The sequence below is a fragment of the Streptomyces sp. NPDC039609 genome (assembly GCF_055596705.1).
Genome location: NZ_JBVIUJ010000018.1, coordinates 71649 through 94869, shown reverse-complemented (window position 1 = coordinate 94869; position 23221 = coordinate 71649). Strand labels below are relative to the sequence as shown.

20 protein-coding genes are annotated in these 23221 nt (G+C 72.0%); 8 read left to right on the top strand and 12 right to left on the bottom strand.

What is annotated here, in order from left to right; genetic code table 11:
* Positions 1-219: 219 nt before the first annotated feature.
* A complete protein-coding gene (gene alc, locus ACZ561_RS36660) occupies positions 220-1335 on the bottom strand; it encodes an allantoicase (protein WP_471003876.1) in 1116 nt (371 codons plus the stop codon).
* 1 nt (position 1336) lies between these two features.
* A complete protein-coding gene (gene allB / locus ACZ561_RS36655; RefSeq protein WP_471003874.1) occupies positions 1337-2671 on the bottom strand; it encodes an allantoinase AllB in 1335 nt (444 codons plus the stop codon).
* A 327-nt stretch (positions 2672-2998) separates the two neighbouring features.
* On the opposite strand from allB, the gene ACZ561_RS36650 reads away from it, so the two are divergent.
* Positions 2999-3811 carry an IclR family transcriptional regulator gene (locus ACZ561_RS36650; protein WP_471003872.1) on the top strand — a complete coding sequence of 271 codons (813 nt, stop codon included), beginning with the start codon at positions 2999-3001 and terminating at the stop codon, positions 3809-3811.
* 102 nt (positions 3812-3913) lie between these two features.
* Here ACZ561_RS36650 and ACZ561_RS36645 read toward each other — a convergent pair whose 3' ends face one another.
* Positions 3914-4597, bottom strand: coding sequence for an ABC transporter ATP-binding protein (locus ACZ561_RS36645; RefSeq protein WP_471003870.1), 684 nt, complete (start codon positions 4595-4597; stop codon positions 3914-3916).
* On the bottom strand, positions 4594-5679 hold the full coding sequence (locus ACZ561_RS36640) for an ABC transporter permease (RefSeq protein WP_471003868.1): 1086 nt from the start codon (positions 5677-5679) through the stop codon (positions 4594-4596). The genes ACZ561_RS36645 and ACZ561_RS36640 overlap by 4 nt, the downstream gene beginning before the upstream one ends.
* Positions 5680-5791: 112 nt before the next feature.
* Here ACZ561_RS36640 and ACZ561_RS36635 point away from each other — a divergent pair, with 112 nt between their 5' ends.
* Together ACZ561_RS36635 and ACZ561_RS36630 are read left to right on the top strand one after the other, a co-directional pair.
* Positions 5792-6958 (top strand): sensor histidine kinase, encoded by a 1167-nt coding sequence (locus ACZ561_RS36635; RefSeq protein ID WP_471003867.1) that lies wholly within the window; start codon positions 5792-5794, stop codon positions 6956-6958.
* Positions 6955-7581, top strand: a complete 627-nt coding sequence (locus ACZ561_RS36630) for a response regulator (RefSeq protein WP_471003865.1) — start codon at positions 6955-6957, stop codon at positions 7579-7581. The genes ACZ561_RS36635 and ACZ561_RS36630 overlap by 4 nt, the downstream gene beginning before the upstream one ends.
* 109 nt (positions 7582-7690) lie before the next feature.
* Here ACZ561_RS36630 and ACZ561_RS36625 read toward each other — a convergent pair whose 3' ends face one another.
* Both ACZ561_RS36625 and ACZ561_RS36620 read right to left on the bottom strand, forming a co-directional pair.
* Complete coding sequence (locus tag ACZ561_RS36625; RefSeq protein WP_471003863.1) at positions 7691-9058, bottom strand: pyridoxal phosphate-dependent decarboxylase family protein; 1368 nt, start codon at positions 9056-9058, stop codon at positions 7691-7693.
* A gap of 67 nt (positions 9059-9125) precedes the next feature.
* A complete protein-coding gene (locus ACZ561_RS36620; RefSeq protein WP_471003861.1) occupies positions 9126-9449 on the bottom strand; it encodes a DUF5955 family protein in 324 nt (107 codons plus the stop codon).
* Positions 9450-9637: 188 nt separating this feature from the next.
* Between ACZ561_RS36620 and ACZ561_RS36615 the strand changes: the two genes are divergently transcribed.
* The 3 genes from ACZ561_RS36615 to ACZ561_RS36605 all read left to right on the top strand — a co-directional run bounded on the left by ACZ561_RS36615 (position 9638) and on the right by ACZ561_RS36605 (position 13524).
* On the top strand, positions 9638-10252 hold the full coding sequence (locus tag ACZ561_RS36615) for a nucleotidyltransferase family protein (RefSeq protein WP_471003859.1): 615 nt from the start codon (positions 9638-9640) through the stop codon (positions 10250-10252).
* Positions 10253-10477: 225 nt separating this feature from the next.
* Positions 10478-12109 carry a malate synthase A gene (aceB, locus tag ACZ561_RS36610; protein ID WP_471003857.1) on the top strand — a complete coding sequence of 544 codons (1632 nt, stop codon included), beginning with the start codon at positions 10478-10480 and terminating at the stop codon, positions 12107-12109.
* Positions 12110-12357: 248 nt separating this feature from the next.
* Complete coding sequence (locus ACZ561_RS36605; RefSeq protein WP_471003856.1) at positions 12358-13524, top strand: GDSL-type esterase/lipase family protein; 1167 nt, start codon at positions 12358-12360, stop codon at positions 13522-13524.
* 30 nt (positions 13525-13554) lie between these two features.
* Here the strand turns inward: ACZ561_RS36605 and ACZ561_RS36600 are convergent, their stop codons facing one another.
* Together ACZ561_RS36600 and ACZ561_RS36595 are read right to left on the bottom strand one after the other, a co-directional pair.
* Entirely contained in the window at positions 13555-15423 is a 1869-nt protein-coding gene (locus ACZ561_RS36600; protein WP_471003854.1) for a hypothetical protein, read from the bottom strand.
* 54 nt (positions 15424-15477) lie between these two features.
* Positions 15478-16428 carry a fibronectin type III domain-containing protein gene (locus tag ACZ561_RS36595; RefSeq protein ID WP_471003852.1) on the bottom strand — a complete coding sequence of 317 codons (951 nt, stop codon included), beginning with the start codon at positions 16426-16428 and terminating at the stop codon, positions 15478-15480.
* A 144-nt stretch (positions 16429-16572) separates the two neighbouring features.
* Between ACZ561_RS36595 and ACZ561_RS36590 the strand changes: the two genes are divergently transcribed.
* Together ACZ561_RS36590 and ACZ561_RS36585 are read left to right on the top strand one after the other, a co-directional pair.
* The gene (locus ACZ561_RS36590; protein WP_471003850.1) at positions 16573-17151 is read left to right on the top strand and encodes a hypothetical protein; all 579 of its coding nucleotides are present in this window, start codon (positions 16573-16575) and stop codon (positions 17149-17151) included.
* A 30-nt stretch (positions 17152-17181) separates the two neighbouring features.
* Positions 17182-17772: a TIGR03086 family metal-binding protein gene (locus ACZ561_RS36585; RefSeq protein WP_471003848.1), complete on the top strand. Its 591-nt coding sequence runs from the start codon at positions 17182-17184 to the stop codon at positions 17770-17772.
* Between the two features lie 25 nt (positions 17773-17797).
* Here the strand turns inward: ACZ561_RS36585 and ACZ561_RS36580 are convergent, their stop codons facing one another.
* The 4 genes from ACZ561_RS36580 to ACZ561_RS36565 all read right to left on the bottom strand — a co-directional run bounded on the left by ACZ561_RS36580 (position 17798) and on the right by ACZ561_RS36565 (position 23214).
* Positions 17798-18553 carry an aspartate/glutamate racemase family protein gene (locus ACZ561_RS36580; protein WP_471003846.1) on the bottom strand — a complete coding sequence of 252 codons (756 nt, stop codon included), beginning with the start codon at positions 18551-18553 and terminating at the stop codon, positions 17798-17800.
* A gap of 56 nt (positions 18554-18609) precedes the next feature.
* Complete coding sequence (locus tag ACZ561_RS36575; protein ID WP_471003844.1) at positions 18610-20058, bottom strand: nucleobase:cation symporter-2 family protein; 1449 nt, start codon at positions 20056-20058, stop codon at positions 18610-18612.
* 300 nt (positions 20059-20358) lie between these two features.
* Positions 20359-21747, bottom strand: a complete 1389-nt coding sequence (locus ACZ561_RS36570) for an 8-oxoguanine deaminase (protein WP_376436831.1) — start codon at positions 21745-21747, stop codon at positions 20359-20361.
* 48 nt (positions 21748-21795) lie between these two features.
* Positions 21796-23214 (bottom strand): nucleobase:cation symporter-2 family protein, encoded by a 1419-nt coding sequence (locus ACZ561_RS36565; RefSeq protein ID WP_471003842.1) that lies wholly within the window; start codon positions 23212-23214, stop codon positions 21796-21798.
* Positions 23215-23221: the final 7 nt, after the last annotated feature.

The following is a 23221-nucleotide window of genomic DNA, read 5'->3' as shown; positions in this document are numbered from 1 at the left end:
TCACCCCGGGAGCCCGGCGCGTGAGCCGAAGGGCGCGCCGGGGGAACAGCTGCGAGCGTGCGCAGGCCCGCGAGGAACGAGCGGGGCGAGCACGGTCGGGGCAGCGAGCCCGGCTCGAAGCGCCCGGAGGCGACCGAGCCCAAAAAACAGGAGGGGGCTTTCGCGAGGGCACACCGGTGCTGTCGGCCGGTGCGCCCTCGCGGGCCGGGCGGGGTGTCGTTACCCGCCCAGTTCCTGGTGGCGCGCCGTCAGGCGCGCAGAGCCCTCGTCGGTGAGCGAACCGAAGAGGCGGAGGCGGGAGATACCGCCGTCGGGGTAGATGTCGATCCGGACCCGGGAGCCGACCGCCGGTGTGTCCAGCACGAAGCGGTGGTTGGTGTCGGGCTGGAGGCGGGTCCGGGGCAGGATCTCGGTCCAGTCCTCGGAGCCCTCGGCCGCCACGGAGAGCGCCGCCCAGCCCGCGCTGTTGCCCTTGAGGTACGCGGTGTCGATCTCGACCGCGCGGATCTCGGACTCGGCGACCAGGCTGTAGCGGATCCAGTCGTTGCCCTTGTCGCGGCGGCGGCGCGTCTCCCAGCCGTCGTCCATCTTGCGGGAGCGGCCCGGCTGGATGGTGTTGGTCGCCGGGGAGTAGAAGCGGTCGGAGGCGTCCTCGACCTGGCCGCCGTTCTCGAGCGCGGCGAGGTCGAAGGTGCCGAGCACGCCGAGCCATTTCGGGTCCGGGGCGACCTCTCCGTACACGCGGAGGCGCGCGATGCCTCCGTCGGGGTGCTGGTTGACCCGGAGGTGGGTGAAGCGCTGCTCGACGTCGACGGCGAAGCCGTTGGCGGCGTGCCCGCCGATGGCGGTGCGCGGGACGAGGGTCGTCCACTTCACGTCGTCCGCGAGGAGTTCCTCGGGCGAGGGCGAGCCGGCCACGGAGGTGGCCTCCACGGAGACGGCCTGCGGGTAGTTGCCGCGGAAGTGCGCGGTGTCGACGACGATGCCGCGTACGACGCCGGGGGCACCGAGACGTACGAACGCCCAGTCGTGGTCGTCCTCGGTCGGGTGCGGCTGCTGGGCCGACACACCGCGGCGGCGACGGGTCTCCCAGCCGTCCATGATCTTGCCCTTGTGACCGAAGTGCTCGGGGTCGAACTCCGCGGCCTCGGGCTTGAGCATGTTCTCGCGCTCGGCGAAGAACTCGTCGTTGGCGGCGATCACACCGGCGCCGAGACGGCGGTCGGCGAGGTCCGCGTACTGCGTGAAGGGGAAGTCCGCCGTGCGGTAGTCGGCGTACGGGTCGCCGCCGCCGTAGGGGCTGGCGTCGCCGGTGAAGCTGGGTATGGCGGACACGTCAGTTGTTCCTTTCGAGGAGGCTGCCGGAGGGCTCGGTGAGGATGCCGCGGTCGACGATCCGCTCGCCGCGCAGCCAGGTGGAGGTGACGACGCCGTGCAGGGTCCTGCCCGCGTAGGCGGTGACGCGGTTGCGGTGCTGGAGCTCGGCCGGGTCGACGGTGAAGGTCGCCTCGGGGGCGAGGACGGCGAAGTCCGCGTCGCGGCCGGCCTCGATCGCGCCCTTCTTCTCCAGGCCGGCGAGGCGCGCGGGGCCCGCGGACATCCAGCGGACGACGTCCTCCAGGCTGTGGCCGCGGCGGCGGGCCTCGGTCCAGATCGCGGGCAGGCCGAGCTGGAGGGAGGAGATGCCGCCCCAGGCGGAGGCGAAGTCGGCGGTCTTGAGGTCGGCCGTGGAGGGCGAGTGGTCGGAGACGATGCAGTCGATCGTCCCGTCGGCGAGACCGTTCCAGAGCGCGTCCTGGTTCGACGCCTCGCGGATCGGCGGGCAGCACTTGAACTCGGTGGCGCCGTCCGGGACCTCCTCGGCGGTGAGCGTGAGGAAGTGCGGGCACGACTCGACGGTGATCTTGACGCCCTCGGCCTTGGCGGCGGCGATCAGCGGCAGCGCGTCGGAGGACGACAGGTGCAGGACGTGGACGCGGGCGTTCAGGCGCCGGGCCTGGTTGATCAGGTTCTCGATCGCCGTGTTCTCGGCGTCGCGGGGCCGGGAGGCGAGGAAGTCGGCGTACTTCTCGCCGCTCTTCTGCGGGGCGGCGGCGAGGTGGTGCGGGTCCTCGGCGTGGACGATCATCAGGCCGCCGAACCCGGCGATCTCGGCGAGCGAGTTCGCCAGCTGCTCCTGGTCCAGCTCGGGGAACTCGTCCACACCGGACGGCGACAGGAAGCACTTGAAGCCGAAGACACCGGCGTCGAAGAGCGGCCGCAGGTCCTTGACGTTGTCGGGCAGCGCGCCGCCCCAGAAGCCGACGTCGATGTGCGCCTTGGTGCGGGCGACATCCTGCTTGACCCGCAGGTGCTCGACCGTGGTGGTCGGTGGGAGCGAGTTCAGCGGCATGTCGAGGAGCGTGGTGATGCCACCGGCGGCAGCGGCGCGGGTGGCGGTCCAGAAGCCTTCCCACTCGGTGCGGCCGGGGTCGTTCACATGCACATGGGTGTCGACGAGCCCAGGGAGTACGACGTCGTCGCCGACGTCCTCCAGCCGGGCGCCCTCCGGGACCTCGGCGTCGTACGGCAGCACGGCGGCGATGGTCCCGCCGGAGACGGCGATCGACGCGGGCCGCGTCCCCTCGGGGGTGATGACGCGTGTCGAGCGCAGTACCAGGTTGACGTCCACCCGTACCCCTTTCCAGCAGAATTTCAACGAACTGTTGAAGGAGTCTTCACTCGGGACGACATGCCGTCAAGGGCACACTTCCAGCATGACCCCGTCGCCGCCGCTCGCCCCGCACTCAACTTGGACGTTTCCATGAAGTGGAATGAGAATTTCGTACAGTAGAACGTAGCTCCGTACATGCAGGGAGGAGGCGGATGTCGCCGGGCAGCCGCCGACACCGGACAAACACCCCCCTGACCGGCCCGTACACCGCGACCGGGACCGTGTGTCCGACCGGACGGCCCGGTAGGCTGCTGCCTTGCCCGCCTGCCCCGAAAGGACCTTGACGTGCCGACGTCCAGCGCCAGCACCACCGACGCCGCCAAGCCCGCCGCCGCGAGCGGTGGCGTCCAGTCCCTCGAGCGTGCCTTCGATCTTCTGGAGCGGATGGCCGACGCCGGTGGCGAGGTCGGGCTGAGCGAGCTCTCCGCCAGCAGCGGACTGCCGCTGCCCACCATCCACCGACTGATGCGCACACTCGTGGCCTGCGGTTACGTACGCCAGCAGCCCAACCGCCGGTACGCGCTCGGCCCCCGGCTCATCCGCCTGGGCGAGTCCGCCTCCCGGCTGCTCGGCACCTGGGCGCGCCCGTACCTCGCGCGGCTCGTCGAGGAGACCGGCGAGACCGCGAACATGGCGCTGCTCGACGGCGACGAGATCGTGTACGTCGCCCAGGTGCCGTCCAAGCACTCGATGCGCATGTTCACCGAGGTCGGCCGGCGCGTGCTGCCGCACTCCACGGGCGTGGGCAAGGCACTGCTGGCCTACACCCCGGCGGAGGAGGTGCGCGCGCTGCTCGCCCGTACGGGAATGCCGGCCGCCACCGAGAAGACGATCACCACGCCGGACGGCTTCCTGGACGCGCTCGCGCTGGTCCGGGACGCGGGGTACGCGGTCGACGACAACGAGCAGGAGATAGGAGTCCGCTGCCTCGCGGTGTCGGTCCCCAACTCCCCCACCGCGGCGGCGATCTCGATCTCGGGCCCGGCGGGGCGTGTGACGGAGGCGGCGACGGAGAAGATCGTCCCGATCCTCCAGGAGGTCGCGCAGGAACTCTCGACGGCGCTGGCGAACACCGCGGCGACCAACGGCGGAGCGTAGCGCCCGGGGGCGCACTGCGCCCGAAAGTGCGGCGCCCACCGGGCCGCCCAGCCACTCCGGTTGTGGAAGGGGGCGCCGCCCCGGCGGGGCGCGCGCCCAAGATCAAACCGCCGCCGCCCGCTCCGTGACCCGGCCGTCCTGGACCAGTACCGTCCCATCCGCGCACGCCAGATGCGTGTAGTCGTGCGTCACCAGGACCGTCGCCGTCCCACGCTCCCGCGTCAGCGTCGCGAGCAAGGCCACGACCTCCGCCCCCCGCTCATGATCCAACGCGCTCGTCGGCTCGTCGACCAGCAGCACCGACGGTTCGTTCATCAGCGCCCGCGCGATGTTGACGCGCTGACGCTGGCCGCCCGAGAGCTGGTGCGGGCGGCGCCCCGCCAGGTCAGCGAGGCCGACCGCGTCCAGGAGGGCCAGGGCCCGTTCCCGTACCGCCTTCGGCCTGGCTCCCGACAGATGCGCCATCACCTGCAACTGCTCCATCGCCGTCAGCGACCCCAGCAGATTCGGCTGCTGGAAGACGATCCCCACCCGTTCGCGCCGCAGCGCCGCCCGCCCCGCCGCATCCAGCCAAGCCGTCTCTGTCCCGGCCACCACCACCCGCCCCCGGTCCGGGCTGACGAGCGTCGCGGCGACCGCCAGCAGGCTGGACTTTCCGGAGCCGGAAGGGCCGACGACCGCGGTCAGGTGGCCCGCCGGCACCTCCAGGGAGACCGAATCGAGGGCGGTGAGCCGCCCCTCGCCGTCCGGGTACGTCAGCGTCACGTCGTCGAGCAGCAGAGTCATCGGGCACTCCCGAGCGCGGTCAGGGGGTCGACGGCGGTGATCCGCCGGATGGACAGGGCGGCGCCGAGGACACCGAGGACGATCATCACGGCGGCGGGCCCGAGCACGGTCAGCGGTTCCAGGACGAACGGCACGTCCCCACCGCTGATCAGCACGCCGGCGCCGACCGCGAGGCCGGTGCCGAGCAGCGTGCCCGCGGTGAGCATCAGCACCGCCTGCCCGAGCGCGTCCCTCAGCAGGTACGGGGTCGAGGCGCCGAGCGCCTTCAGCACGGCCACGTCCCCGCTGCGCTGGATCGTCCAGACGGTGAAGAAGGCCCCTATGACCAGCGCGGAGATGACGAAGAGGAAGCCGCGCATCATCTGCAGCGAGCCGTTCTCGGCCTGGTAGGACCCTATGGCGGTCAGAGCCTCGTCGATCGTCCGCGACTCGGTGCCCAGCGCCGCGTCGCCCGCCCCGACGTCCGCGCCCTGGGCGACGCTCAGCGCGATGACGGTGGCCTGCTCCTTCGGCGTGGTGCCGTTGTGCCCGAGCTGCTGCCAGTCGTCGAGCGAGGTCCAGGCCACGGGCGTGTGGCTGTACGAGGCGTCGCCCGACACGGCCGCGACGGTGGCCTCCAGCGGACCGAGGCGTACGGCCCCGCCCTCCGCGACACCGAGCTCCTTAGCGGCGGACTCGGAGAGGACGACCCGGCCGGGTCCGAGCTTCCCGCTCTCCGGCGCGAGACCGGCCGACGGCTCGGTACCGAAGGCGGAGACGGCCGCCGTACGGTCCCCGGCGGCGGCGTTGAGCGTGCGGATGCCGAGCGGCTGCGCGCTCGTGACACCGGGCCGCTTGGCCCACTGCCGCCACTCGCTCTCCGTCACCGTCGAGTTGGTGAAGGAGACCGACTGACCGGAGGGCGGGGCGGCGAAGGACAACCGGTCCGCGGGCAGCCCCGTGATCGCCGAGATGTTCTCGCGGGCCAACCCGGAGGTCAGCCCGGACAGCAGTCCGACGAGCAGCGTGATCAGCACGATCACCGTGCCCATCAGGGTGAAACGCCCCTTGGCGAATCTCAGGTCTCTCCATGCCACGAACATGGCACCAAGCTTCCCGGCGGCCGGCGGGCCGCGGCATCGCGCCACGGATGGCTCCGCAATCAAACTTTCGGTTGAGTCCGGATTTTCTGCCCCCGCCTACGCTGGACAGATCATGGACCCGCGTTCCCTCACCCCCGTCCTGCGCGCGCTGCGCCTCTGCCTGCATCTGCTGATGGCCGGCCTGCTCGCGCTGGCGGCGGTCCGGGCGGACTCGGGTGCCGGCGTCGCCCTCGCGGTGGTGACCGCCGCGGTGTACGCGACGGGCTCGGCCCTGCCGTCCGTACGAGACTCCCAGCGGGCCGCCGCGGTGTGGCTGGCGGCGCTGTGCGTGTCCTGGCTGGCGCTGCTGTGGGCCACCCCCGACGGGCTGTGGGTGGCTTTTCCGCTGTACTTCCTCCAGCTGCACCTGCTGCCGATCCGCTGGTCGCTGCCGGCGGTCGGGCTGACGGCGGTCGCGGCGATCCTGTCGTACGTACGGCACGGTGCGCCGCTCAACCCCGGTGTCTTCATCGGGCCCCTGCTCGGCGCGGCGGTGGCGGTGGCGACGGTGCTCGGCTACCAGGCGCTGTACCGGGAGAGCGAGCGGCGACGGCGGATGGTCGAGGAGCTGATCGAGACCCGGGCAGAACTGGCGGCGGCCGAGCGGCACGCGGGCACGCTCGCGGAGCGCGAACGCCTCGCCCGCGAGATCCACGACACGCTGGCACAGGGTCTCTCCTCGATCCAGCTGCTGCTGCGGGCGGCAGAGCGGACCCTGCCGGAGGGCTCGCCGGCCGCCGGGCACATCGAGCGGGCGCGGCGGGCGGCGCAGGACAACCTGGCGGAGGCGCGGCGGTTCGTACGGGCGCTGTCGCCGCCGGATCTGGAGCACGGTTCGCTGGCGGCCGCGCTGGAGCGGCTCTGCGAACCGAGCCCCGAGGTGCCGTTGCGGGCGCGCTTCACGCTGAGCGGGACGCCGGCGGAGCTGCCGACCCCGTACGAGGTGGCGCTGCTGCGCATCGCGCAGTCGGCGTTCGCGAACACGGCGCGGCACGCCTCGGCGGCGCGCGCGGAGATCACGCTGTCGTTCATGGACGCGTCGGTGACGCTGGACGTGGTCGACGACGGCAAGGGCTTCGACCCTGCTCTGCTCACCGCCTCCCCGGAGGGTGGATTCGGGCTTCCGGCCATGCGTTCGCGGGCGGAGTCGCTCGGTGGCACGTTCACGGTGGAGTCCGCGCCCGGTCAGGGCACGGCTGTCGCCGTCTCCCTCCCTCTTCCCGCTGGAGTGTCGACATGACGATCCGTCTTCTGCTGGCCGACGACCATCCGGTGGTACGGGCCGGGCTGCGCGCGGTCCTGGACACGGAGCCGGACTTCGCCGTGGTCGGCGAGGCGGCGACCGCCGAGCGGGCCGTGGAGCTGGCTGCGGCGGGCGGGGTGGACGTGGTGCTGATGGACCTGCAGTTCGGGACCGGGATGCACGGCTCGGAGGCCACGGCGGCGATCACCGCGCGGGCCGGTGGCCCGAGGGTCCTCGTCCTGACCACGTACGACACGGACGCGGACATCCTGGCGGCGGTCGAGGCGGGCGCCTCGGGCTATCTGCTGAAGGACGCGCCGCCGGAGGAGCTGGCGGCGGCGGTCCGTACGGCTGCGGCGGGCCAGTCGGCGCTGGCCCCTGCGGTGGCGCACCGGCTGATGGACCGGATGCGGACGCCGGCGGAGGCGCTGACGAAGCGGGAGCTGGAGGTGCTGCAGCTGGTGGGCGAGGGGCTGTCGAACCAGCAGATCAGCAAGGCGCTGTTCCTCAGCCAGGCGACGGTGAAGTCCCACCTCGTGCACATCTTCGCCAAGCTCGGCGTGGACTCCCGCACTGCGGCGGTGGCGACGGCGACGGCGCGCCGCCTGATCCGACGGTAGCCACGCCGAGTCGCGGGCCCGCAGGGCGCAGGCCCCTCGCGGTGGCAGCCCCTCAGGGTGCGGGCCCCTCGTGGCGGCGGCCGGGCCGCGGGCCCGGGTACCCGCCGCCTCACTCGCCCGCGGCGGCCCGCCGTATCGCGTCGAGCGCGCGCGTCACGTCGTCGTCGGTCGTGGACCAGTTGCTGACCGAGATGCGCATGACCCGGCGGCCGTGCCAGGTGGAGCCGCTGATCCATGTCGTGCCGTCGTCGAGCAGCCGGGTGAGCACCCGCTCCGTGCGGGCGTCGTCGCCGAACTCGGCGCAGACCTGGGTGAACACCACGTCGTTGAGGACGGTGGCGCCGTCGATCCCGGCGATGCCGGTGGCGAACGCGGAGGCGTGCCGGCAGAGCCGTTCGACGAGGTCGGCCACGCCTGATCGGCCGAGGGATCTGAGGGCGGCCCATACGGGGAAGGCCCTGCCGCGCCGGGAGAGCTCGGGGACCTTGTCGATGGGGTCGCCGAGCGCGTGCTGGATGAGGTAGTCGCCCCGCAGTCCCATCGCCGCCCTGAGCGCGGACGGATCGCGCACGATCGCCAGGCCGCAGTCGTACGGGACGTTCAGGGTCTTGTGGGCGTCGGTCGCCCAGGAGTCGGCCTGATCGCAGCCCGCCGTCAGATGCGCGTACCGCGGTGAGACGGCGGCCCAGAGCCCGAAGGCGCCGTCGACGTGCACCCATGCGTCCACCTCGCGAGCGGTCCGGATCGTCTCGGCGAAGGGGTCGAAGGCGCCGGAGTGGATGTCTCCGGCCTGAAGGATCACCAGGGTGGGGCTCCGCCCGCCGGCCGCCAGCGTCTCCCGGAGGGCCTCCGGCCGGATGCGTCCCTGGTCGTCCGCCGCCACCAGCTCGGGCCTCCCGAGGCCCAGGTAGCGCAGCGCCAGGTCGATGGCCATGTGGCGGTGCTCGCCGGCGACGACCCGTACGGCCGGCCCGCCCGCGAGTCCCTCACGGGCGACGTCCCCGCCGACGCGCCGGACCACCTCGTCGCGCGCGGCGGCGAGGCAGGTGAAGTTCGCCATCGTGGCGCCCGTGGTGAAGCCGACGGCGCTGTCGTCCGGCAGACCGAGCAGATCGAGCAGCCAGGCGCCGGCGATCTCCTCCGCCGCCGCGTACGCGGGGGTGACGGTGCGCATCACGGAGTTCTGGTCCCAGGCGCTGACCAGCCAGTCCGTGGCCAGCGCGGCCGGTTCGCCGCCGCCGACCACGAATCCGTAGAAGCGGCCGCTGGGGAACGCGGTGAGCCCGGGTTCACAGGCCGTGGCCAGCAGGTCGACGACGTCGGCGGGTGTGCCGGGATCGTCGGGCAGTGCGGCACCGAGCGCGCGCACGATCTCGTCGACCGAGGCGCGGGCGGGGACCGGGCGGTCGGACAGGCTGGCCAGCCAGCGGACGGCATGGTCGTACGCCTGACGCAGCGCCGCCTCGCGCGCGTCCATACCTTGGACTATGGGACAGGCGCCGCCGCCCCGCAAGCCGCGGCCGACCCCGTCGCACGCGACGACGTCACTGAAGCTCGCGCGGGGGCTCTCCGAAGAGCTCGACGGCCTGACGGACACCCGTAAGACCGTTCGACAGGGCGCTGACGGAGCCGATCGAGCCGGCGATGAGCAGCAGGGAGCGGCGCAGTCGCCGTACCTCGGGGACTCCGCCGGCGGCCATCGCGTCCAGCGCGGCGAGTTCGTCCTCGGCGATGCCCCGGTCGGTGAACTCGACCGGATGGCCCGCCAGTTCGCGACGGAGCCGGGAGACGGCGGCACGCAGCTCCGCCACCCTCGGGTCCTCGCCGCTGCCGGTCCTCACACGCCTCTGCCCAACGCTTCGCAACAAGTTCTCCCCCTCGCACGACACTGTGCGGCGAACTCCACACACCGACCAGACCCGTCGAACGATGGTCAGGCGCCGGGAGTCGCGAGCCAGTTAACGCCATCGCGCGCCGGGTGCGCCACTCCGTGGACGTAATTCAGGCGTCCGTGTGCACGCCCGGCGCACGGGGGCGCATGGGGTATGCAGTCCTCATGACACAGACACCTCGTTCCTCCCCGCAGATCGCCGGTCTGCTGCTGGCCGCGGGCGGTGGGCGGCGCCTCGGTGGCCGCCCCAAGGCGCTCCTGACCCATCGCGGCCGCCCGCTGGTCGAGCACGCGGTGCGCGTGCTGCGCGAGGGGGGCTGCGAGGTGATCCACGTCGTCCTGGGGGCCTCGGCCGGTCTCGTACGGGAGCGGGCCGAGCTCCCCGGCTGCGTCCTGGTCGACAACCCGGAGTGGGCGGAGGGCATGGGGTCGTCGCTGCGGTCCGGACTGGCCTCGCTCGCCGCCGACGCGCTGCCGGTGGACGCCGCGCTGGTCTCCCTGGTCGACCAGCCGGGGATCGGCGCCGAGGCGGTGGCGCGGGTCCGGTCGGCGTACCGCTCGCGCGATTCCCTCGCGGCGGCCTCGTACGAGGGGAAGCGGGGCCATCCGGTGCTGTTCGGCGCGGCGCGCTGGGCGGGCATCGCGGCGGGTGCGGTCGGCGACCAGGGGGCACGTGACTATCTGAGGGCGCACCGGGATGCGATCACGCTCGTGGACTGCTCGGATGTGGCCGAGCCCTACGACATCGACACGGAGGCGGATCTGGCGCACCTGGAGTGAAGAACGTGGCACTGAGCGCCACCTTCTGTCGATCCGGAGAATCTCGACATCAACAAACGATTGAACTTCCACCATGAGGAAACTAGTATCCACTGTTCAGAAGCGCCTGATCCTCTGACGGCGCTCGCGGTCGTATCTCGGCGCACGCGGCACTCCGTGCCGAACCGCGACGCCCGGCGGCCGCAAGGCACCGCCCGTGAAGCCCGCTGAAGGAAGTGACAGTTCATGTCCGCACCAGCGCCGTCCCCCCTGGCCGTCGTCGAAGCCGAGCCCCTGCCGAGGCAGGAGGAGGTGCTGACCGACGCGGCCCTCGCCTTCGTGGCGGAGCTGCACCGGCGGTTCACGCCACGCCGGGACGAGCTCCTCGCCCGCCGGGCGGAGCGCCGCGCCGAGATCGCCCGTACCTCGACCCTCGACTTCCTCCCGGAGACCGCCGCCATCCGCGCGGACGACTCCTGGCGCGTCGCGCCGGCCCCGGCGGCCCTGAACGACCGCCGTGTCGAGATCACCGGCCCGACCGACCGCAAGATGACGATCAACGCCCTGAACTCGGGCGCCAAGGTCTGGCTCGCCGACTTCGAGGACGCCTCGGCCCCCACCTGGGAGAACGTGGTCCTCGGCCAGGTCAACCTGATCGACGCGTACACCCGGAACATCGACTTCACCGACCCGAGGTCGGGCAAGTCGTACGCCCTCAAGGCGGCCGACGAGCTGGCCACGGTCGTCATGCGGCCGCGCGGCTGGCACCTGGAGGAGCGCCACCTGACGTTCGAGGGCCGGCCGGTACCCGGCGCGCTCGTCGACTTCGGCCTGTACTTCTTCCACAACGCCAAGCGCCTGATCGAGCTCGGCAAGGGCCCGTACTTCTACCTCCCGAAGACGGAGTCGCACCTGGAGGCCCGCCTCTGGAACGACATCTTCGTCTACGCCCAGGACTACGTCGGCATCCCGCAGGGCACCGTCCGCGCCACCGTGCTGATCGAGACGATCACGGCCGCGTACGAGATGGAGGAGATCCTCTACGAGCTCCGCGACCACGCGGCGGGCCTCAACGCGGGCCGCTGGGACTACCTGTTCTCCATCGTCAAGAACTTCCGTGACGGCGGCGCCAAGTTCGTGCTCCCGGACCGCAACGCGGTCACGATGACGGCCCCGTTCATGCGCGCGTACACCGAGCTCCTCGTCCGCACCTGCCACAAGCGCGGGGCGCACGCGATCGGCGGCATGGCGGCCTTCATCCCGTCCCGCAAGGACGCCGAGGTCAACAAGGTCGCCTTCGAGAAGGTCAAGGCGGACAAGGACCGCGAGGCCGGCGACGGCTTCGACGGCTCCTGGGTCGCCCACCCGGACCTGGTCCCGATCGCCATGGCCTCCTTCGACGCGGTGCTCGGCGACCGGCCGAACCAGAAGGACCGGCTGCGCGAGGACGTCTCGGTGGCGCCCGGTGACCTGATCGCGATCGACTCCCTCGACGCGAAGCCGACGTACGACGGCCTGCGCAACGCCGTCCAGGTCGGCACCCGCTACATCGAGGCGTGGCTCCGCGGCCTCGGCGCGGTCGCCATCTTCAACCTGATGGAGGACGCCGCCACGGCCGAGATCTCGCGCTCGCAGATCTGGCAGTGGATCAACGCCGGTGTGGTCTTCGAGCACGACGGAAAGACCGTGAAGGCCACTCCCGAACTGGCCCGCAAGGTCGCGGCGGAGGAACTGGCCGCGATCCGCGAGGAGATCGGCGAGGAGGCCTTCGCGGCCGGCAAGTGGCAGCAGGCGCACGACCTGCTGCTGCACGTCTCTCTCGACGCCGACTACGCCGACTTCCTGACTCTCCCGGCGTACGACCAGCTGACCGGCTGACCAGTTGGCCGGCTGACCCGCACAGCAGCCGAGCAGCACCTTCGGTCACATCACGAACAGGCTCCGCCCCCGGTGAACGCACAGCACCGGGGGCGGAGCCATTTTCGCTCCAGTGCGTTTCACAGGGCATGTGACGCAACCGAGACGCGCAGCTACCTAGCGGTAACAAGCCACGGCATGCCAGATTCCGCCTTGCCACCGGCCGGCGGCTGTCCCTCACTCCACTGCAAGGACGCAGGAGCACAGCCATGCCCACCCCCCGCCGCACTCCCCACCGCGCCCTGCGCGCGGTTCTCGCCGCCTCGCTGGCCGTCACCGGCCTGGTGGCCGCCGGTGGCACGTCCCCCGCCGCCGCGAGTTCCGGTTCCGGCCCCACCGCCGTCGTCTCGATGGGCGACAGCTACATCTCCGGAGAAGCCGGGCGCTGGCAGGGCAACAGCCTCACCACCAGCGGCAGCCGCAACGGGACCGACCGGGCATGGACGGGAAGCACGTACGACCCCTCCCGGGTGTACGGCACCACCGCCGCCAACGGCTGCCACCGCTCCGACGCGTCCGAGGTGAAGAGCGCCACCGGGATCGCCTCCGCGCTGATCAACATCGCCTGCTCCGGCGCCACGACCGAGAACGTCTTCCGGTCGTCGAACGGCGGACGGGCGTACAAGGGTGAGGCCCCGCAGGCCGACCAGCTCGCCGCTGTCGCGGCCTCCCACGACGTGAAGACGATCGTGCTGTCCATCGGCGGCAACGACCTGGGCTTCGCCGACATCATCCGGAACTGCGCGACCGACTACATCGTCTGGTACTCGTACTGCCACGACGACCAGCAGGACGAGGTCGACGCGAAGATCGACGCCGCGATGGCGGGCGTCGGCAAGTCCGTGGACGAGATCCGGGCGGTGATGTCCGGCGCCGGGTATGCCGCCTCCTCCTACCGGATCGTCCTCCAGTCGTACCCCTCCCCCATCCCGCGCGCCGCGGACAACCGCTACGGCGAGAGCGGCTGGAGCCGTACCAACACGGGCGGCTGCCCGTTCTGGAACCTGGACTCCGACTGGGCCCGGGACTCGCTCGTCCCGCAGGTCGCCAACCGTCTCAAGGGTGTCGCCGCGGCCAAGGGCGTGCAGTTCATGGATCTGCGGGACATGCTGCAGGGCCGCGAGGTGTGTGCGAAGGCCAGCAAGCAGGTCAGCGCCACGGTGCCCGCCTCGGCCACGACCAGCGAATGGGTGCGCTGGATCGACCAGAACGAGACGCAGGGCCCGATCCAGGAGAACGTGCACCCCAACCACTACGGCCAGTCGGCGCTCGGCCGCTGTCTCGCGCTGATCCACGCTCAGCCGAGCGGGAACTTCTCCTGCCGCAACACGGCCGGCGCCGGGGCCTCCGGGATGTACCTGACGGCCGTCTCCTGACGGGCGTCGCTCGATCCCCCACGGGGTCGCTCAGCGGGCGCGGCGCCTCCCCCGGTTCCGGCGTCGTGCCCGCGGCTTCCCCGTCCTCGCCCCGGACAGCCCGGGCACCTTGAGGCCGAGCGCGCCGAGCGTCCGCTCCGCCCGGTACGGGTCGGCCGCCGCCATCTCCTTCACCAGCGCGTCGACACCGCCCGGCCAGCCCTCGGCGGCGGAGTCGAGGACCGCCCGCCCGGCCGTGCGGCGGGAGAGCCGGTCCAGGATCAGCACGGCGCGGGCGGACAGCGGCACTCGGGTCTCGTCCGCCGGCTCGCCCCTGGCCCGCAGGACGCCGTACGCGTACGCGCCCATCACCGGGTCGTCGAGCGCTCCGCGCAGGGCCTCGACGGGCGCGGCGGCCGGGTCGAGGAAGCCGAACACTGCTCGGGTGTCGGCGGCCTCGTAGGTCCCGGCGTTGACGGTGCCGAGGGCGGCGAGCAGCTGGGACCAGGCGGCGTCGGTGTCCCCGCGGGCGTGGAGCCAGTCGGTCAGGACGCGCGTGGCCGGGGAGGCGGCCCAGCCCTCCGCGGCGGCGATCACGGTCGGGGCGTCCCAGGCGGTGGTCTCCGCGGCGTCGGGTGCCGCGACGCCCCGGACCCGCATCAGGTAGTGCAGCACCTCGACGCCCCACGGGGTGAGGCCGAAGGCGTCGCCGGTACGGAAGACCATCCCGGTCCCGGCCAGCCGGTCGACGGTGTCGGCCATGGCCCGGGCGGACGGTTCGAGGCGAGCGCGGTCGTCGTCGGTGACGGGGGTCCCCACGAGCCGGGACAGTTCGTCGACGGGCGGGACGACATAGGCGTCATGGGCCTTCGCCGGTACGAGTACGGGCGCGTCCTCCAGACGGGGGTCGACCGGCCAGTCCTCGAACTCGGCGGCCCTGCGGGCGACCGATTCGGCGCAGGAGCCCCGCTGGTAGAGCGCGTACAGCAGATGGGCGGCCTCCCCGTCGTACAGGCCGCCGGTCTCGCTCTTCATCTCCTCGACAGCGGCGGCGAGCAGATCGGCACCGGCCTCGACGGACCGCTGGGGGTCGTGTGCCTCGACGGGCGGCGGCGGCAGGGGGACGGCGGAGTCCTCGTAGTAGTTCAGGTGCTCGTCGAGGAGGGTGTCGGCGAGGACGAGGTGCGGGAAGGCGTCAGGGCCGGGCGCGAGATGGGCGTACGGCCCCGCGAGCGCCCCGGCGAGCCCCTCGGCGGTCCAGCGGTCGACCAGCCGGCCCGCGACCTCGCCGACCCCGTGCGAGACGTCCCCGTCGGAGAGCAGCGGCCCGGCGGGCGAGGGTACCTCCACCTCTCGTACGTATGCGCTGGTGAGCGCCTCGGCGAGCACCATGTCGGCGAGCTCGCTGCGGTTCATCAGGTCGGCCCTGCGCAGCCCGTCCGGCGGGGTCACCCCGTCGTGGGCGGCGAGCCAGGCACGCACGGCATCGGCGTCAGCGGGGTCGGCGCCGTCGGCCCGCAGCAGCGAGGCGTACCAGCGCTGCCAGGTCAGATTGCCGGGATCCCGCATCGCCCGCTCGAAGTCGGGCACGATCTCCTCGATGGCGGCCACGATCCGCGCCTGCCGCTTGGCGTTGAGCCGCCCGGCCTCCCGGACGCGCTCGGTGAGCGCCACCAGCACGGCGGGGTAGGCCGCCAGTTCCTCGGGCGTCGCGTACACGAAGGCCGGTACGTCCTCGACGAGAAGATGCCGCACGAGGTGCACGGTCGGCTCGGGCAGCCCGCTCCGCCGGTCGGCCCCGCGCAGCGACAACAACCCGAGCACGGCGTCGGCGGCGCGTGCGGACGAAGGGTCGCGGAGCTCCGGTGTTCCGTCGAGGAACGCGTCGAGCCCGGTGTTGGAGAGCACGGTCCCTGCCACCTTTCCCAGGGTAGTTCCGGCGCGCGCCGGACGCCGACGCCTGTGGCGGCGCCGTCATGGGACGACAACGGTCCGCTGGGCGGAGAAGTCACCCCAGGTCCCGTCGGGGAGGCGGGCTCGGAGTTTGACGCTGTAGCGGGTGCCGGGGGTGGTGGGGACCGTGAAGGTGTAGGTGGCGGGGCCGGGTGGGGGCTCGGCGCCCCAGATGATCGTCGTGGCGAAGGATTCGTTGAGATAGAGCTGGTGCTCCTTGACCGGGGCGCCGGTGCCCGGCGGGGTCCAGGTGAGGGTGATCTCGCCCTTGGTGGCGGTCGCCTTCAGGTTCGTCGGGGCGGTGTTGGGGGCGGCGCCGGGGGCCGGGGTGGTGGTGAGGTCGGCCGGGTTGCTGTCCGGGGAGGAGTTCTCCGCGGCGTCGCGGGCGCGGACGGTGAACGAGTAGACCGTGCCGGGCCGCAGGCCGGTGATGCGGGCGGTGGTCGCCGTGCCGGGGACGGTGTGGACGCGGGCGTCGGCCTGGTAGATGTCGTACGCGGTGATCCTGGTGTCGTCGCGGGCCGGGGTCCAGGTCAGGGTGGCCGCGTGGCTGCCGTCGGGGGCGGCGCGCAGGGCTCGCGGGGCCGTCGGGGGTGTGCGGTCCTGGGCGGTCGCCGCGAGGGTGGTGGCCGGGACGGGCGCGCTGGGCGCGGAGCGGTTTCCGGCGGCGTCGCGGGCGCGGACGGTGAAGGTGTACGGGGTGGCGGGGGCGAGGTTCACGATGTCGACCATGAGCGTCGTGGCGGGGAGGTCCTTCACCTTGCGGCCCTGCTGGTAGACCTCGTAGCCGGTGACCCCGCGGTCGTCGGCGGCCGCGCCCCACATGACGTGGACGGTGCTCGCGCTGCCGGCGGACGCTGTGACTCCGGTGGGGGCGGTGGGGCTGCGGGTGTCCTTTTCCGGGCCGCCGGAGCATGCCGCGAGGGCGAGGGCGGCGACGGTCAACACGGCGGCGGCGAGCGGGCGTTGCACAGGAATGCCTCCGTCCGTCGGAATGGTCCAGACCTGTATGACAGGTGTCCGGCGGGTCGGCAAGAGGGCGGCCACCGGTGCGACTGTCAGTGGGGTGCGTTTCACTGGGTTCGTCACTCTCCGTGACCGAATGCAGGGGGAAGCATGACGGACCGTATGACGTATGTGACGCTCGCCGGACTGCGGGCGCGCGGCTGGACCGACGCGATGGTGCGCGACCTGCTGGGGGCGCCCGACGTGCAGGGGCGGGATCCGCGGCGGTGGTCGATCGCGCCGGTGCGGCTGTATCGCCTGGCGCGGGTGGAGGCGGTGGAGCGGACACCGGAGTTCACCCGGTGCGCCGCCTCCTCGGGACGGCGCTCCTCGGCCGGCGAGGCGGGGGCCGAGGCCCGTCGGCATGCGGTCCTCGCCGCGATCCGGGCGGAGCCGATCGAGGTGCCGCGTCTCCCCGCCGCCGAGCTGGAGCGGCGGGCCGTGCGACATCGCCATCTGCTCGGCGCCCGGAGTCCCGGAGGGGTGGCGGCGGGGGCGCTGGTGCGGTGGCAGGTGAGCTATCTGCGGCACGCGCTGTCGCGGTACGAGACGCTGCTCGACGGGCTGTACGGGTCGACGGGCCGGGCGGAGGCCGAACGACTGCTGAGCCGACGGCTGTACGAGGCGATCGCGGCGGCCTATCCCGTGCTGGCGAAGGAGTGCGGGCGCCGGATCGGCACGGACCGATGAGTTCTGGCGTCCTCGACGGTCTCAGTTTGCATGGAGAAGACGGAGCACATCGATCTGGGAACGGCCGCCGAGCGGGTTGCACGACTCGCCGAGGGCATCGGCGACGAGCGGCTCGGGGACCCGACACCCTGTCCCGAGTACGCAGTGCGGGAGGTGCTCGCCCATGTCGCAAGCCTGAGCGTGGCCTTCCGCGACGCGGCCCGCAAGGACTTCGGGGCGACGACCGGCACACCGCCCGGATCGGTCCGGCCGGTCCTGGAGGACGACTGGCGCGCGGCCCTGCCGAAGGCCCTGAACGAACTGGCGGCGGCCTGGCGCGAGCCGGGCGCCTGGGAGGGGGACACCCAGGCGGGCGGCATCGACATGCCCGCGGCCGTCATGGGCAAGGTCGCGCTGAACGAGCTGCTGATCCACGGCTGGGACCTGGCGCGCTCGACGGGCCAGGCGTACGAGGTGAGCGAGGAGGAACTGGCCGTGTCCGAGGCCCTGCTGACTCCGGAGGAGGACGCTCCGGCCGACGAGGGCTTCTTCGGCCCGATCGTCCCGGTCCCGGACGGCGCTCCCCTGCTCGACCGTGTGGTGGGCCTGAGCGGCCGACGCCCGGACTGGCGTCCGGTGTAGTGGGGAGCCGCGCGGCTCCGCGTGGTCATGAGGGCGGGGTGCCTTCCGGCCCGGGTCCCAGCAGCTTCGCGAGCCTGCGGCAGGCCGCCGGGATCGGGGCGATCACCGGTGTCTCGAACCGGGCGCGCAAGGACTCGGCCGCCTCGCCCAGTGGGCCGCCACCGATGACGACGGCCCGGGCACCGTCCCGTACGACACACTCCCGAACCGCCCGCGCCAGGCTCTCGCGGAGCGCATCCGGGTCGGCGGACAGGGCCTGCGGGTCTCCCTCGGTCAGACGGAGGCCGGTGAAGCGGTCGGAGAGGCCGAGTGCGGCGACGCGCTCGACGATGGACCCTGCCAGCCCCGGCGTGGTCGTCGCGATGCCGAACTGCCGCCCGGACGCGGCGGCCTCCAGCACGGCCGCCTCCCCGATGCCGAGGACCGGCACCGGCCCGCGCGCCGAGGCCAGGGTGAGCGCCCGCAGTTCCGCGAGCCCCGGGTCGCCGAACGCGGCCACCACCAGCGCCCGGCAGGTGCCGGAGACCAGGGCTCGCCGGCCGGCGGCGACCACCTCCGGGGCGGCGGCGCGCAGGGCATCCGGGTCGGTGAGCATCCGCGGGCCGCGCGCCACGGTCACCCCACGGACCGACGGTCCCAGCGTCCGCCGGGCGATCGCGGTCATCATCGCGGTCGTGTCCGTCGACGTGTTGGGGTTGATGAGGACGACCGTCGGCACCGCGTCGGGGTCGGCGGAAGCGGCGAGCTCCGCATGGACACCGAGGTCTGCCGTTCCACGCACGACACCGGCCCCCGCGGCATCCGCGGGGACCGGCTCGATGGACGGACGGGGCGCGTTCAGTGGACGTGCGCCGCCTTGGAGGTGCGGGCCTCGGAGATCTCCTCGCCCGGTTCCATGGGTGCGGTGACCGTGTCCTCGTCGCCGCGCTTGCCGAGGTGGTTGAAGACCAGGTTCAGCAGGACCGCCGCGACACAGCCGGTCGAGATGCCCGAGTCCAGGATGATCTTCGCGGTCTCCGGGAATGCGTGGTAGAAGTCCGGCGCCGTGATCGGGATGATGCCGACGGCCAGCGAGACCGCCACGATCAGCACGTTGTTGTCCTTCTCCAGGCCGGCCTTGACCAGGGTCTGGATGCCGCTCGCCGCGACCGAGCCGAAGAGGACCACGCCCGCGCCGCCGAGCACCGGCCGCGGAACGACCGAGATCAGCGAGGCCGCGATCGGCGACAGGCCCATCAGGACCAGGAAGCCACCGCCGCAGGCGACCACGAAGCGGCTGCGGATCTTCGTCATGGCGACAAGACCGATGTTCTGAGCGAAGGCGCTGCACATGAAGCCGTTGAAGAACGGGCTGATGGCGGAGCCGAGGGTGTCGGCGCGCAGTCCGGCCGCGATGGTCTTCTCGTCGGCCGGACGGTCGACGATCTCGCCGAGCGCGAGCATGTCGGCGGTCGACTCGGTCATCGAGACCAGCATGACCACGCACATGGAGATGATCGCGGCGAGCGCGAACTGCGGGGCGCCGAAGTGGAACGGCGACGGGAAGCCGATCACGGACGCCTCGGCCACCGGGCTGAAGTCCGTGACGCCGAACGGGATCGCGATGAGGGTGCCGATGACCAGACCGACCAGGACGGCGATCTGCTTCAGGAAGCCCCGCGTGAAGCGGCGCAGGACGAGTACGACGACGAGCGTGATCGCCGCGAGGGTGAGGTAGGTCGTCGAACCGTAGTCCTCGGCCGTCGGATTGGGGCCCTGGGCCCAGCCGAAGGCGACCGGAAGGAGCGAGATGCCGATGAGGGTGATCACGGTGCCGGTGACCACGGGCGGGAAGAAGCGGACGAGCTTGGAGAAGTACGGGGCGGCTATGAAGCCGAGGAGACCCGCGACGATGATCGCGCCGAAGATGATCGGCAGGGCGTCGGCCTTGTTGTCGGTGGTGTCGACGATCGCCAGCATGGGGGCGACGCCGGCGAAGGTGACGCCGTTGACGAACGGCAGCCGGGCGCCGATCTTCCAGACGCCGAGTGTCTGGAGGAAGGTGGCGAGTCCCGCGGTGAAGAGGCTGGCTCCGGTGAGGAAGGTCAGTTCGGTGCCGGAGAGTCCGACGGCCGCGCCGACGATCAGGGGCGGGGCCACGACCCCCGCGTACATGGCGGCCACGTGCTGAAGACCGCTGGTGAACATTTTCAGGGGCGGCAGAGTCTCGTCGACCGGATGCTTCTGGTCTTCGGTGTCGGCGCCTGCGTCGTGCGCATCATTGCGAAACCTGGGCTTGGTGGCCACGGAGGTTCCTCCGGTCGGGTAACACGTCGGCGGGGACGTGGGTGTCATGGAGGTGGTGCAAAGCGGTGCAGGTCGTGCGCCTCACGGGTGCGGCTCATGAGGAAGTGGGGGGTACTTCTTCATCCTTCGAAATGCGTCGTGTGCCCGGGGAGGCCTGGAGGGCTGACACACGTCGACCGTCCGGGGGGTGCCGTACCTCTTTACGTACGGGCACCCCCCGTCCGGCCGGCCACGGGCCCCGCTCGGGTCCGTGGCGACCGACCGAGGGCCGTCCCCCTCGGTCGGACTCCTTGGGGAGGATCAGCCCTGGGCCGTGATACGGGCCAGGCGCTGGGCCTCCGCGCGCGCGTCGCGGGCGATCGCCTCTTCGTCCGCGAACAGCAGGCGGTTGTTCTCGACGATCTGCTTGCCGTTGACGAACGAGGCCGTCACCGGGGCAGCGGCGCCGAACACGATCGCGGTGACCGGGTCGGCGATCGACGAGTGGCCGATGCCGTCGATCTTCCAGAGCACGAAGTCGGCGAGCTTGCCGGCCTCCAGAGAACCGATGTTGTCGGCGCGGCCGAGGACCTGGGCGCCACCGTACGTACCGAGGCGCAGCGCCTGGCGGGCGTTGAGCGCGGACTCGCGGTGGGCGCCGAGACGGTTGATGAGGAGCGCGTTGCGCAGCTCGGTGTGGAGCTCGCCCGACTCGTTGGAGGCGGTGCCGTCGACACCGAGGCCGACCGGGACCCCGGCGCGCAGCATGTCCGGGACGCGGGCGATGCCCGCGGCCAGCCGCGCGTTGGAGGACGGGCAGTGGGCGACACCGGTCTTCGTGCGGGCGAAGGCCTCGATGTCGGAGTCGTTCATGTGGACGCAGTGGGCCATCCACACGTCCTCGCCGAGGAAGCCGGTCGACTCGAAGTAGTCCGTCGGGCCCATGCCGAAGAGCTCGTGGCAGAACTTCTCCTCCTCCACGGTCTCCGAGCCGTGGGTGTGCATCCGCACACCGAGACGGCGGCCGAGCGCGGCGCCTTCCCGGAGCAGCTCGGTGGAGATGGAGAACGGGGAGCAGGGGGCCACGGCGACCTGGGTCATCGCGTCGAAGGAGGCGTCGTGGTACTTCTTCACCGTCTCCTCGGTCGCCGCGAGGGCGCCCTCGGTGGTCTCGACGGCGAAGTCCGGCGGCAGGCCGCCGTCCTTCTCGCTGCGGTCCATCGATCCACGGGCGAGGGTGAAGCGGACACCCATGTCCTGGGCGGCCCCGATGATGGCGCCGGACAGGTCGCCGGAGCCCTTCGGGTAGACGTAGTGGTGGTCCATCGCGGTGGTGACACCACCGCGGGCCATCATGGCCAGCGAACCCTGGGCGGCGACGCGGACCATGGCCTCGTCGATGCGGGCCCAGGTCGGGTAGAGGGCGACCAGCCAGTTGAAGAGGTTGTGGTCGGTGGCCAGGCCCCGCGTGATCCACTGGTAGAAGTGGTGGTGGGTGTTGATCAGACCGGGCGTCACGAGATGACCGGTGGCGTCGATCCGGCGGACCACGTTCTCCAGGCCCTCGGGCGCCTTGCCGGCTCCGATGGACTCGATCCTGTTGCCGGCGACGACGAGGTAGCCGGTGGCGTACTCGGTGTCGTTGGCGTCTACGGTCGCGATCGCACAGTTCTCGACGACGATGCGTTCGACAGTCGAAGGTGCTGCCATGGCGGTGCTTCCTTCATTCCTCGGGGGTGGTGTGGGCACGGCAGGACCCTAGGAGGATTTGAGTGCCGGGGCCGTGTGACGGCTCCGGGTGCCGAGATGGTGGAAGAAAAGATTGAGCGAGACCGCTACGAGCGCTCCCGCGCTGATGCCCGAGCCGAGCACGGTCTGTGCCCAGGCCGGGAAGTCGGCGTAGAAGGTGGGCGCGGCGAGCGGGATGATGCCCGCTCCGAGCGCGACGGCCACCAGGATGATGTTGGAGCTGTCGTCGAGTCCGGCTTCCGAGAGGGTACGGATTCCGGAGACGGCGATCGAGCCGAAGAGGACGATGCCGGCACCCCCGAGGACCGGCATGGGGACCATCGACACGACCGCGCCGAGGACCGGGAAGGCGCCGAGGACGAGCAGGGCGCAGCCCGCGACGGCGACGACGTAGCGGGAGCGGACCCGGGTCAGCGAGACCACTCCGACGTTCTGGGCGAAGGCGGAGGTGGGGAAGCCGCCGAAGACGGGACCGATCAGGGTGGCGATGCCGTCGGTCCGCAGACCGCGGGTGATCGTACGGCCGTCGCTCCTGCGCTCGCAGATCTCGCCGAGGGCGAGCATCCCGGCGCTGGACTCGGTCATGAGCACCAGCATCACGATGCACAGGGAGAGGATCGCGGCGGGCTGGAACTCCGGTGCGCCGAAGGCGAAGGGTCCGGGCAGGGCAGCGACGGGCGCCTCGCGCAGGGCGGTGAAGTCGGCCATCCCGAAGGGGATCGCGGCGAGTGTTCCGATGAACAGACCGAGCAGCAGGGCGATCTGCTTGAGGAAGCCCTTGGCGAAGCGCTGGAAGAGCAGGATCACCACGAGCGTGAAGGCGGCGAGTGCCAGGTATTTCATGGCGCCGAAGTCGGCGGCTTCCTTGTTCCCGCCCTGGGCCCAGCTGACCGGTACGGGCATCAGGGTGACGCCGATCAGGGTGATCACGACGCCGGTGACGAGCGGCGGGAAGAAGCGGAGCAGCCGGCCGAAGAACGGGCCGACGGCGAGGCAGAACACTCCGGCGACCATCACCGCGCCGTAGATGGCGGGGAGTTGGTGGCCGGGGGCGCTGGTCTCGGCGATGGCGAGCATCGGTGCGATGCCCGCGGACGAGGCGGCGTTGACGAACGGGAGCCGGTTCCCGGCGAAGCGGCCGGCCCCGAGGGTCTGGAGGATGGTGGCGCAGCCGGCGATGAGGAGGCTCGCGGCGATGAGCCGGGTCATTCCCGCGGCGTCCAGGCCGACCGCCTGGCCGATGATCAGCGGGGGCGTGACGACTCCCGCGTACATGGCGGCGATGTGCTGGAGCGCGGCGGGGACGAGCCGTGAGGCGGGGAGCTTCTCGTCCACCGGGTGGACATCGGTCGACGTGGCCGAGGAGGTGTCCGGCGGTGTGGAACACGGGCCTTCGGCAGGTGCCGGCCCCGTTGCGGGCTGTGCCATGGGTACG